Below are 13468 nucleotides of genomic sequence, written 5' to 3' on the forward strand. Positions count from 1 at the left end.
CGGCAGGCGCAATCGGATGCGTGGTCGTACAGGTCGTGCAGGTCGGTGCGGTAGCACTGCCACCCGTCGGCGCTACGTTATTACTCACCGCCCGCACAGCATCCTGGTCGACTGTCACCGGATAGGTAAAAGTATGAGTTCCAACCGCTGTGCCGGCTGGAATGGTGCAGGTGATGACCTGACCTGATGCCGTACAGCCTGCCGGCAGGGCTCCCAGTGTCTGACCGGCACTCAGGGTATCGGTCAGCACCAGATCGGATGCGTTGGCCGCCGTAGTAATCACCGCCTCCAGGCTGTAGTCAATGGTGTCACCAGCCGCAACAACAGTACCGGTCGCAGGACTGGCGGATTTACTTACCGCGATAATCGCGGGGGCTATCGGATGCGTAGTCGTGCAGGCCGTACAGGTCGGTGCGGTAGTACTGCCGCCTGTCGGTACGACACTGTTATCTACCGAGACGGTCGCTGTCTGATTCACCGTGGCTGGATAGGTAAAGCTGTAGGTGCCAGGAACCGTGCCAGCTGGAATGGTACAGGTGATCACCTGACCCACGGCTGTACAGCCCGCCGGCAGGGTTCCCAGTGTCTGGCCGGCACTCAGGGTATCGGTCAACACCAGTGGGAATTCGTTGGCAGCGCTGCCTATCACCGCCTGCAGGCTATAGTCAATCGTGTCACCTGCGGCAACCGTGGTACCGGTCGCCGGACTGGCGGATTTACTCACCGAAATGATCGCTGGCGTAACGGGATGCGTGGTTGTGCAGGTCGCACAGGTTGGTGCGGTGCTGCTGCCGCCCGTGGGCACTACGGCATTACTTACCGAGCCAGCCGCTGTCTGATTCACCGTGGTCGCATAGGTAAAGCTGTAGGTACCAGGAACCGTGCCGGCTGGAATGGTGCAGGTGATGACCTGACCCGTGGCTGTACAACCCGCCGGCAGGGTTCCCAGTGTCTGCCCGGCACTCAGGGTATCGGTCAACACCAGATCGGATTCATTGGCCGCCGTAGTAATCACCGCCTGCAGACTGTAGTCAATAGTGTCCCCTGCCGCAACCATGGTACCTGTTGCAGGAATAGACGATTTGCTTACCGCAATAATCGCGGGTGCTATCGGATGCGTGGTTGTGCAGGTCGTACAGGTCGGTGCGGTAGCACTGCCGCCTGTCGGTACAACGCTGTTATCGACCGAGACCGTCGCTGTCTGATTCACCGTGGCCGGATAGGTAAAGCTGTAGGTGCCAGGTACCGTGCCGGCTGGAATGGTACAGGTGATCACCTGACCCGATGCCGTACAGCCCGCCGGCAGGGTTCCCAGCGTCTGGCCGGCACTCAGCGTATCCGTCAACACCAGATCGGATGCGTTGGCCGCCGTAGTAATCACCGCCTCCAGGCTGTAGTCAATCGTATCGCCTGCCGCAACCGTGGTACCTGTCGCAGGAATAGACGATTTACTCACCACAATAATCGCGGGTGCTATCGGATGCGTGGTCGTGCAGGCCGTACAGGTTGGTGCGGTAGCACTGCCGCCCGTTGCCACCACCGCGTTGCTCACTGAACCGGTTGTTGCCTGGTTCACCGTGGCCGGATAGGTAAAATTGTATGTGCCGGGTGCTGTACCGGCTGGAATGGTACAGGTAATCACCTGACCTGATGCCGTACAGCCAGCTGGCAGGGTTCCCAGTGTCTGGCCGGCACTCAAGGTATCGGTCAGCACCAGATCGGATGCGTTGGCCGCCGTAGTAATCACCGCCTGCAGACGGTAGTCAATGCTGTCGCCTGCCGCAACCATGGTACCTGTCGCAGGAATAGACGATTTACTCACGGCAATAATCGCGGGGGCTATCGGGTGCGTGGTCGCACAGGTCGTACAGGTCGGTGCGGTAGCACTGCCACCTGTCGGCACCACCGCATTGCTCACTGAACCGGTTGTAGACTGGTTCACCGTGGCTGGATAGGTAAAGCTGTAGGTACCAGGTGCGGTACCAGCTGGAATGGTGCAGGTAATCACCTGACCCGTGGCTGTACAGCCTGCCGGCAGGGTTCCCAGTGTCTGACCGGCACTCAACGTATCGGTCAGCACCAGATCCGATGCGTTGGCCGCCGTAGTAATCACCGCCTGCAGACGGTAGTCAATGCTGTCGCCTGCCGCAACCATGGTACCTGTCGCAGGAATAGACGATTTACTCACGGCAATAATCGCGGGGGCTATCGGATGCGTGGTCGTGCAATTCGTACAGGTCGGTGTGGTAGCACTGCCGCCTGTCGGTACCACCGCATTGCTCACAGAGACCGTTGCTGTCTGATTCACCGTTGCCGGATAGGTAAAGCTGTACGTGCCAGGTGCCGTACCGGCTGGAATGGTACAGGTAATCACCTGACCCGTGGCCGTGCAACCCGCCGGCAGCGTTCCTATGGTTTGCCCGGCACTCAGGGTATCCGTCAGCACCAGATCGGATGCATTGGCTGCCGTAGTAATCACCGCCTGCAGGCTGTAGTCAATGGTGTCACCAGCCGCAACAACAGTACCGGTCGCAGGACTGGCGGATTTACTTACCGCGATAATCGCGGGGGCTATCGGATGCGTGGTCGTACAGCTCGTACAGGTTGGTGCGGTAGCACTGCCACCAGTCGGTACGACGCTGTTATTTACCGAGACCGTCGCTGTCTGATTCACCGTTGTCGGATAGGTAAAGCTGTACGTGCCAGGTGCCGTACCGGCCGGGATGGTGCAGGTAATCACCTGACCCGATGCCGTACAACCTGCCGGCAGGGTTCCGATGGTTTGCCCGGCGCTCAGGGTATCCGTCAACACCAGATCGGATTCGTTAGCTGCTGTGCCGATCACCGCCTGCAGGCTGTAGTCAATGGTGTCCCCTGCGACAACCGTGGTACCGGTCGCAGGGTTGGCTGATTTGCTCACCGCAATGATGGCTGGGGCTATCGGATGCGTGGTCGTACAGGTCGTACAGGTTGGTGCGGTAGCACTGCCACCGGTCGGTACGACGCTGTTATTTACCGAGACCGTTGCTGTCTGATTCACCGTGGCTGGATACGTAAAGCTGTAGGTGCCGGGTGCCGTACCAGCCGGAATGGTACAGGTAATCACCTGACCCGATGCCGTACAGCCCGCCGGCAGGGTGCCCAGTGTCTGGCCGGCGCTCAGGGTATCCGTTAAGACCAGATCGGATGCGTTGGCTGCCGTAGTAATCACTGCCTGCAGGCTGTAGTCAATGGTGTCCCCTGGGACAACGGTGGTACCGCTCGCAGGAATAGACGATTTGTTCACCGCAATAATCGCGGGGGCTATCGGATGCGTGGTTGTGCAGGTCGTACAGGTCGGTGCGGTGCTGCTGCCTCCAGTTGGGACCACCGCATTGCTCACCGAGCCGGTTGTTGCCTGGTTCACCGTGGCCGGATAGGTAAAGCTGTAGGTGCCGGGTGCCGTACCAGCCGGAATGGTGCAGGTAATCACCTGACCCGATGCCGTACAGCCTGCCGGCAGGGTTCCCAGCGTCTGGCCGGCACTCAGAGTATCCGTCAGCACCAGATCTGATTCGTTGGCCGCCGTACCGATCACCGCCTCCAGACTGTAGTCAATCGCATCACCTGCAGCGACAGCCGTACCGGTCGCCGGATTAGAGGATTTGCTCACTGCAATAATCGCGGGTGCAATCGGATGCGTGGTTGTGCAGGTCGAACAGGTCGGTGCGGTAGCACTGCCCCCGGTTGGTACGACGCTGTTATCTACCGAGACCGTTGCTGTCTGATTCACCGTGACCGGATAGGTAAAGCTGTACGTACCAGGTGCGGTGCCAGCTGGAATGGTGCAGGTGATGACCTGACCCGATGCCGTACAACCCGCCGGCAGGGTTCCCAGTGTCTGGCCGGCACTCAGCGTATCGGTCAACACCAGATCCGATTCGTTGGCTGCCGTAGTAATCACCGTCTGCAGGCTGTAATCAATGATGTCTCCTGCAGCAACGGCAGTACCGGTCGCAGGACTGGCGGATTTACTCACCGCGATAATCGCGGGGGCTATCGGATGTGTGGTGGTACAGTTCGTACAGGTTGGTGTGGTCGTGCTGCCACCGGTCGGTACGACACTGTTATCTACCGAGACCGTCGCCGTTTGATTCACCGTGGCCGGATAGGTAAAGCTGTAGGTGCCAGGCGCTGTACCAGCCGGAATGGTGCAGGTAATCACCTGACCTGATGCCGTACAGCCTGCCGGCAGGGTTCCCAGTGTCTGCCCGGCACTCAGGGTATCGGTCAAGACCAGATCGGATGCGTTGGCGGCTGTGCCAATCACCGCCTCCAGGCTGTAGTCAATGGTGTCCCCTGCGACAACCGTGGTACCGGTTGCAGGGCTGGCGGATTTGCTCACCGCAATAATCGCGGGGGCTACCGGATGCGTGGTTGTACAGGTCGTACAGGTTGGTGTGGTGCTGCTCCCGCCGGTTGGTACGACACTGTTATCTACCGAGACCGTTGCTGTCTGATTCACCGTGGCCGGATAGGTAAAACTGTAGGTACCGGGCGCCGTGCCGGCCGGGATGGTGCAGGTAATCACCTGACCTGATGCCGTACAGCCTGCCGGCAGGGTTCCCAGCGTCTGCCCGGCGCTCAGTGTATCGGTCAACACCAGATCCGATTCGTTGGCTGCTGTGCCAATCACCGCCTGCAGGCTGTAGTCAATAACATCACCTGCCACAACGGTGGTACCGGTCGCAGGAACCGACGATTTGCTCACCGCAATAACCGCTGGTGCTATCGGATGTGTGGTCGTACAGTTCGTACAGGTCGGTGCAGTCGCGCTGCCCCCTGTCGGTACGACGCTGTTATCTACCGAGACCGTCGCTGTCTGATTCACCGTGGCCGGATAGGTAAAGCTGTAGGTACCAGGCGCGGTACCAGCCGGAATGGTGCAGGTGATCACCTGACCCGATGCCGTACAGCCGGCCGGCAGGGTTCCCAGCGTCTGGCCAGCGCTCAGTGTATCGGTCAACACCAGATCCGATTCGTTGGCCGCCGTACCGATCACTGTCTGCAGGCTGTAATCAATACTGTCGCCTGCCGCAACGGCCGTACCGGTCGCAGGAACAGACGACTTGCTCACCGCAATAATCGCGGGGGCTATTGGATGCGTGGTCGTACAGTTTGTACAGGTCGGTGCGGTAGCACTGCCCCCTGTCGGTACGACACTGTTATCTACCGAGACCGTCGCTGTCTGATTCACCGTGGCTGGATAGGTAAAGCTGTAGGTACCAGGCGCGGTACCAGCCGGAATGGTGCAGGTGATCACCTGACCCGTGGCCGTACAACCCGCCGGCAGGGTTCCCAGCGTCTGGCCGGCACTCAGCGTATCCGTCAACACCAGATCCGATTCGTTGGCCGCCGTACCGATCACTGCCTGCAGGCTGTAATCAATACTGTCGCCTGCCGCAACCGCGGTACCGGTCGCAGGGCTGGCGGATTTGCTCACCGCAATAATCGCGGGGGCTATCGGATGCGTGGTTGTGCAGGTCGTACAGGTCGGTGCGGTAGCACTGCCGCCTGTCGGTACAACGCTGTTATCGACCGAGACCGTCGCTGTCTGATTCACCGTGGCTGGATAGGTAAAGCTGTAGGTACCGGGTGCCGTGCCAGCCGGAATGGTGCAGGTGATCACCTGACCCGTGGCCGTACAACCCGCCGGCAGGGTTCCCAGCGTCTGGCCGGCACTCAGGCTATCGGTTAAAACCAGGTCGGATTCATTGGCCGCCGTGCCGATCACCGCCTGCAGGCTGTAGTCAATGCTGTCTCCTGCCGCAACCGTGGTACCGGTCGCGGGGTTGGAGGATTTGCTCACCGCAATAATCGCCGGGGCTATCGGATGCGTGGTCGTACAGTTCGTACAGGTCGGTGCGGTAGCACTGCCGCCTGTCGGTACGACGCTGTTATCTACCGAGACCGTCGCCGTTTGATTCACCGTGGCCGGATAGGTAAAGGTATACGTACCAGGCGCGGTACCAGCCGGAATGGTGCAGGTAATCACCTGGCCCGTGGCCGTACACCCCGCCGGCAGGGTTCCCAGTGTCTGGCCCGCACTCAAGGTATCGGTGAGCACCAGATCGGATTCATTGGCAGCCGTGCTAATCACCGCCTGCAGGCTGTAATCAATGCTGTCTCCTGCCGCAACGGCCGTACCGGTCGCAGGAACTGCGGATTTGCTCACCGCGATAACTGCTGGCGCTATCGGATGCGTGGTCGTGCAGTTCGTGCAGCTCGGTGCGGTAGCACTGCCGCCGGTCGGTACGACGCTGTTATTTACCGAGACCGTCGCCGTTTGCTTCACCGTGGCCGGATAGGTAAAGCTGTAGGTGCCGGGTGCCGTACCAGCCGGAATGGTGCAGGTGATGACCTGGCCCGTGGCCGTGCAACCTGCCGGCAGGGTTCCCAGTGTCAGGCCGGCACTGAGCGTATCAGTCAAGACCAGATTCGATGCGTTGGCGGCCGTAGTGATCACGGCCTGCAGGCTGTAGTCAATCGTATCACCTGCAACAACAGTGCTACCAGTCGCAGGAATAGACGATTTACTCACCGCAATAATCGCGGGGGCTATCGGATGCGTGGTTGTGCAGGTCGTACAGGTCGGTGCAGTCGTACTGCCACCTGTTGGTACGACACTGTTATGTACTGAGACCGTCGCCGTTTGATTCACCGTGGCCGGATACGTAAAGCTGTAGGTACCGGGTGCCGTGCCGGCCGGGATGGTGCAGGTGATGACCTGGCCCGTGGCCGTACAGCCTGCCGGCAGAGTTCCCAGTGTCTGGCCGGCACTCAGGGTATCGGTCAACACCAGATCCGATGCGTTGGCTGCCGTGCCAATCACCGCTTCCAGGCTGTAGTCAATCGTATCACCCGCGACAACAGTGCTACCGCTCGCAGGAACCGACGATTTGCTCACCGCAATAATCGCGGGCGCTACCGGATGTGTGGTGCTGCAGTGCATACAGGCAGGCGCAATACTGCTGCCGCCCGTGGGCACTACCTTGTTCTTGATTTGCGTGATGGCCGTTTGATTCACCGTCACAGGATAGGTAAAGGTATACGTTCCCGGTGTTGAATTGGCTGGCAGAGTACAGGTGATGACGAGGCCTGCGGCCGTACAGCCTGCCGGCAGGGTTCCCAGTGTCTGACCCGCACTTAAGGTATCCGTCAGGATCAAATCTGAGTCGTTACCAGAAAAACTGATATCTACCTGCAGCGTATAATCAACCGTGTCACCTGCCGCAACGACACTACCGCTGGCAGGATTTGATGATTTGCTCACCAGAATAGCCGCCGGAGTAACCGTATGAGTCGTGCTGCAGTTCGTACACGTTGGCGTGGTAGCGCTGCCACCGCTCGGCACCACCGTATTACTCACCGAGCCGCTTGCATTACCATCAACCGCAACATCATAAGTAAAGGTATACGTACCCGGTGCCGTGCCGGCTGGAAGGGTACAGGTAATCACCTGACCTGATGCCGTGCAACCCGCCGGCAGAGTTCCCAGTGTCTGGCCAGAACTCAGGGTATCGGTCAGGATCAGATCGGATTCGTTGGCCGCCGTAGTAATCACCGCCTGCAGGCTGTAATCAATGGCGGTACCTGCGTCAATCGTGGTACCGGTCGCAGGAACAGACGATTTGCTCACCGCAATAATCGCGGGGGTTATCGGGTGCGTGGTCGTGCAGTTCGTGCAGGTCGGTGCGGTAGCGCTGCCGCCGGTTGGTACGACGCTGTTATCTACCGAGACCGTTGCTGTCTGATTCACCGTGGCCGGATAGGTGAAGCTGTAAGTGCCGGGTGCCGTGCCAGCCGGGATGGTGCAGGTAATCACCTGGCCCGAGGCTGTACAGCCTGCCGGTAAAGTCCCGATTGTCTGGCCGGCGCTCAGCGTATCGGTCAACACCAGATTCGATGCATTGGCTGCTGTGCCAATCACCGCCTGCAGACTATAGTCAATCGTATCGCCTGCCGCAACGGCCGTACCACTCGCCGGACTGGCTGATTTGCTCACCGCGATAATCGCGGGGGCTATCGGATGCGTGGTCGTACAGTTTGTACAGGTTGGTGTGGTCGTGCTGCCTCCTGACGGTACGACACTGTTATCTACCGAGACCGTTGCTGTCTGATTCACCGTGGCCGGATAGGTAAAGCTGTAGGTGCCGGGTGCGGTACCAGCCGGAATGGTGCAGGTAATCACCTGACCCGTAGCCGTACAACCCGCCGGCAGGGTTCCCAGCGTCTGGCCGGCACTCAGGGTATCGGTAAGCACCAGATCTGATTCGTTGGCTGCCGTAGTAATCACCGCCTGCAGGCTGTAATCAATGCTATCTCCTGCCGCAACGGCTGTACCGCTCGCAGGGTTGGCGGATTTGCTCACCGCAATAACCGCGGGGGCTATCGGATGCGTGGTCGTGCAGTTCGTGCAGCTCGGTGCGGTAGCGCTGCCGCCGGTTGGTACGACGCTGTTATCTACCGAGACCGTTGCGGTCTGGTTTACGGTTGCCGGATAGGTAAAGCTGTAGGTGCCCGGTGCCGTACCAGCCGGGATGGTGCAGGTAATCACCTGACCCGATGCAGTACAACCCGCCGGCAATGTTCCTATGGTTTGGCCGGCACTCAGGGTATCCGTCAGCACCAGATCGGATTCGTTGGCTGCCGTAGTAATCACCGCCTGCAGGGTGTAGTCAATGCTGTCGCCTGCCGCAACCGTGGTACCGGTCGCGGGGCTGGAGGATTTGCTCACCGCAATAATCGCGGGGGCTATCGGATGCGTGGTCGTACAGTTCGTGCAGCTCGGTGCGGTAGCACTGCCACCGGTTGGTACGACGCTATTGTCTACCGAGACCGTTGCTGTCTGATTTACCGTGGCCGGATAGGTAAAGCTGTAGGTACCAGGTGCCGTGCCGGCAGGAATGGTGCAGGTGATGACCTGGCCCGATGCCGTACAACCGGCCGGCAGGGTTCCCAGTGTCTGGCCGGCACTCAGGGTATCGGTGAGCACCAGATCGGATTCGTTGGCTGCCGTGGTAATCACCGCCTGCAGGCTGTAGTCAATGCTATCGCCTGCTGCAACGGCTGTACCGGTCGCGGGGCTGGAGGATTTGCTCACCGCAATAATCGCGGGGGCTATCGGATGCGTGGTCGTGCAGCTCGTACAGGTTGGTGTGGTAGCACTGCCGCCCGTCGGTACGACACTGTTATCTACCGAGACCGTTGCTGTCTGATTCACGGTGGCCGGATAGGTAAAGCTGTAGGTGCCAGGTGCCGTGCCGGCAGGAATGGTGCAGGTGATGACCTGGCCCGTGGCCGTGCAACCTGCCGGCAACGTTCCCAGTGTTTGGCCGGCGCTTAGCGTATCGGTCAACACCAGATCCGATTCGTTGGCCGCCGTGGTAATCACTGCCTGCAGGCTGTAATCAATGCTGTCGCCTGCCGCAACGGCTGTACCGCTCGCAGGGTTGGCGGATTTGCTCACTGCGATAATCGCGGGGGCTATTGGATGCGTCGTCGTGCAGGTCGTACAGGTTGGTGCGGTAGCACTGCCGCCGGTTGGTACGACACTGTTATCAACCGAGACCGTTGCGGTCTGATTCACCGTTGCCGGATAGGTAAAGCTGTAGGTGCCAGGCGCTGTACCGGCTGCAATCGTACAGGTAATCACCTGACCTGATGCAGTACAACCCGCCGGCAGGGTTCCCAGTGTCTGGCCGGCGCTCAGGGTATCCGTCAGCACCAGATCGGATTCATTGGCTGCCGTTGTTATCGCCGCCTGCAGGGTGTAGTCAATGCTATCGCCTGCTGCAACGGCCGTACCGGTCGCAGGGCTGGCTGATTTGCTCACTGTAATAACCGCGGGGGCTATCGGATGCGTGGTCGTGCAGGTCGTACAGGTTGGTGCCGTAGCACTGCCGCCGGTTGGTACGACGCTGTTGTCTACCGAGACCGTTGCTGTCTGATTCACCGTGGCCGGGTAGGTAAAGGTATACGTACCAGGTGCCGTGCCGGCAGGAATGATGCAGGTAATCACCTGACCCGATGCCGTGCACCCTGCCGGCAGGGTTCCAATGGTTTGCCCGGCACTCAGGGTATCGGTCAGCACCAGATCGGATTCGTTGGCTGCCGTAGTAATCACCGCCTGCAGGCTGTAATCAATGCTGTCTCCTGCGGCAACGGCCGTACCGGTCGCAGGACTGGCGGATTTGCTTACCGCGATAACCGCGGGGACTATCGGATGCGTGGTCGTACAGCTTGTGCAGCTCGGTGCCGTAGCACTGCCACCGGTTGGTACAACACTGTTATCTACCGAGACCGTCGCGGTCTGATTCACGGTGGCCGGATAGGTAAAGCTGTAAGTACCAGGTGCCGTGCCAGCCGGAATGGTACAGGTGATGACCTGACCCGATGCCGTACAACCCGCCGGCAGGGTTCCCAATGTCTGGCCGGCGCTCAGGGTATCGGTGAGCACCAGATCGGATTCGTTGGCTGCCGTAGTAATCACCGCCTGCAGGGTGTAGTCAATGCTGTCTCCTGCGGCAACGGCTGTACCGGTCGCGGGGCTGGAGGATTTGCTCACCGCAATAATCGCCGGGGCTATTGGATGCGTGGTCGTACAGCTTGTGCAGCTCGGTGCCGTAGCACTGCCACCGGTTGGTACGACACTGTTATCTACCGATACCGTTGCTGTCTGATTAACCGTGGCCGGATAGGTAAAGCTGTAGGTGCCAGGTGCCGTGCCAGCCGGGATGGTGCAGGTGATGACCTGGCCCGATGCCGTGCAACCTGCCGGCAACGTTCCCAGTGTCTGGCCAGAACTCAGCGTATCGGTGAGTACCAGATCGGATTCGTTGGCTGCCGTAGTAATCACCGCCTGCAGGCTGTAATCAATGCTGTCGCCTGCTGCAACGACTGTACCGGTCGCAGGAACAGACGACTTGCTCACCGAGATAATGGCCGGGGCTATCGGATGCGTGGTCGTGCAGGTCGTACAGCTCGGTGCCGTAGCACTGCCACCGGTTGGTACAACACTGTTATCTACCGAGACCGTTGCTGTCTGATTCACCGTAGCCGGATAGGTGAAGCTGTAGGTGCCGGGTGCCGTGCCAGCCGGGATGGTGCAGGTAATCACCTGACCCGTAGCCGTACAACCCGCCGGCAATGTTCCCAATGTCTGGCCGGCGCTCAGGGTATCGGTGAGCACCAGATCCGATTCGTTGGCCGCCGTGGTAATCACCGCCTGCAGGCTGTAATCAATGCTGTCGCCTGCAGCAACCGTAGCACCGCTCGCAGGGTTGGCTGATTTGCTCACTGCAATAACCGCGGGGGCAATGGGATGCGTGGTAGTACAATTCGTACAGGTTGGTGTGGTAGCACTGCCGCCGGTTGGTACGACACTGTTATCAACCGATACCGTTGCGGTCTGATTCACGGTGGCCGGATAGGTAAAGCTGTAGGTGCCGGGTGCCGTGCCAGCCGGGATGGTGCAGGTGATGACCTGGCCCGTGGCCGTGCAACCTGCCGGCAACGTTCCCAGTGTCTGGCCGGCACTGAGCGTATCTGTCAGTACCAGATCCGATTCGTTGGCCGCCGTGGTAATCACTGCCTGCAGGCTGTAATCAATGCTGTCGCCTGCCGCAACGGCTGTACCGGTCGCTGGAACAGAAGATTTACTCACGGCAATAATCGCGGGGGCTATCGGATGCGTGGTCGTGCAGGTCGTACAGGTTGGTGTGGTAGCACTGCCGCCGGTTGGTACGACACTGTTATCAACCGAGACCGTTGCTGTCTGATTCACGGTGGCCGGATAGGTAAAGGTATAGGTACCAGGTGCCGTGCCGGCAGGAATGGTGCAGGTAATGATCTGTCCTGAGGCCGTACAACCCGCCGGCAGGGTTCCCAGTGTCTGCCCGGCACTCAGGGTATCGGTCAACACCAGATCGGATTCATTGGCTGCCGTGGTAATCACTGCCTGCAGGCTGTAATCAATGCTGTCGCCTGCGGCAACAGCTGTACCGGTCGCTGGAACAGAAGATTTACTCACTGCAATAATCGCGGGGGCTATCGGATGCGTGGTCGTACAGCTTGTACAGGTTGGTGCGGTAGCACTGCCGCCGGTTGGTACGACACTGTTATCTACTGAGACCGTCGCTGTCTGATTCACGGTGGCCGGATAGGTAAAGCTGTAAGTACCAGGTGCCGTGCCGGCCGGAATGGTACAGGTGATGACCTGACCCGATGCCGTACAACCCGCCGGCAGGGATCCCAATGTCTGGCCGGCGCTCAGGGTATCGGTGAGCACCAGATCGGATTCGTTGGCTGCCGTAGTAATCACCGCCTGCAGGGTGTAGTCAATGCTGTCGCCTGCCGCAACCGTGGTACCGGTCGCAGGGTTGGCGGATTTGCTCACCGCGATAACCGCGGGTGCAATGGGATGCGTGGTCGTACAGTTCGTGCAGCTCGGTGCGGTAGCACTGCCACCGGTTGGTACGACGCTGTTGTCTACCGAGACCGTTGCTGTCTGATTTACCGTGGCCGGATAGGTAAAGCTGTAGGTACCAGGTGCCGTGCCGGCAGGAATGGTGCAGGTAATCACCTGACCCGATGCCGTACAGCCTGCCGGCAATGTTCCTATGGTTTGACCGGCGCTCAGCGTATCGGTCAACACCAGATCCGATTCGTTGGCCGCCGTGGTAATCACTGCCTGCAGGCTGTAATCAATGCTGTCGCCTGCAGCAACCGTAGCACCGCTCGCAGGGTTGGCGGATTTGCTCACTGCGATAATCGCGGGGGCTATTGGATGCGTCGTCGTGCAGGTCGTACAGGTTGGTGTGGTAGCACTGCCGCCGGTTGGTACGACACTGTTATCTACTGAGACCGTTGCCGTTTGGTTCACCGTGGCAGGATAGGTAAAGCCATACGTTCCCGGTGCGGTACCAGCCGGAATGGTGCAGGTGATCACTTGGCCCGATGCCGTACAGCCCGCCGGCAATGTTCCTATGGTTTGTCCGGCACTCAGGGTATCGGTCAGCACCAGATCCGATTCGTTCGCTGCCGTACCGATTACTGCCTGCAGGGTGTAGTCAATACCGTCACCTGCCGCAACCGTGGTGCCGCTCGCTGGAACAGAAGATTTACTCACTGCAATAATCGCGGGGGCTATCGGATGCGTGGTCGTACAGTTCGTGCAGCTCGGTGCAGTAGCACTGCCACCGGTTGGTACGACGCTGTTGTCTACCGAGACTGTCGCGGTCTGATTCACGGTGGCCGGATAGGTGAAGCTGTAGGTTCCAGGTGCCGTGCCGGCAGGAATGGTGCAGGTAATCACCTGACCCGATGCCGTGCACCCTGCCGGCAGGGTTCCAATGGTTTGCCCGGCACTCAGGGTGTCGGTCAGCACCAGATCGGATTCATTGGCTGCCGTAGTAATCACCGCCTGCAG

1 protein-coding gene is annotated in these 13468 nt (G+C 59.7%); it reads right to left on the reverse strand.

Annotation, left to right across the window (positions count from 1 at the left end):
- Window positions 1-13468, reverse strand: a 13468-nt coding sequence (locus ACQUTA_RS12790; RefSeq protein WP_444988655.1) for a hypothetical protein, incomplete at both ends; no start/stop codon positions are given.

This window comes from Legionella navarrensis (assembly GCF_052527415.1).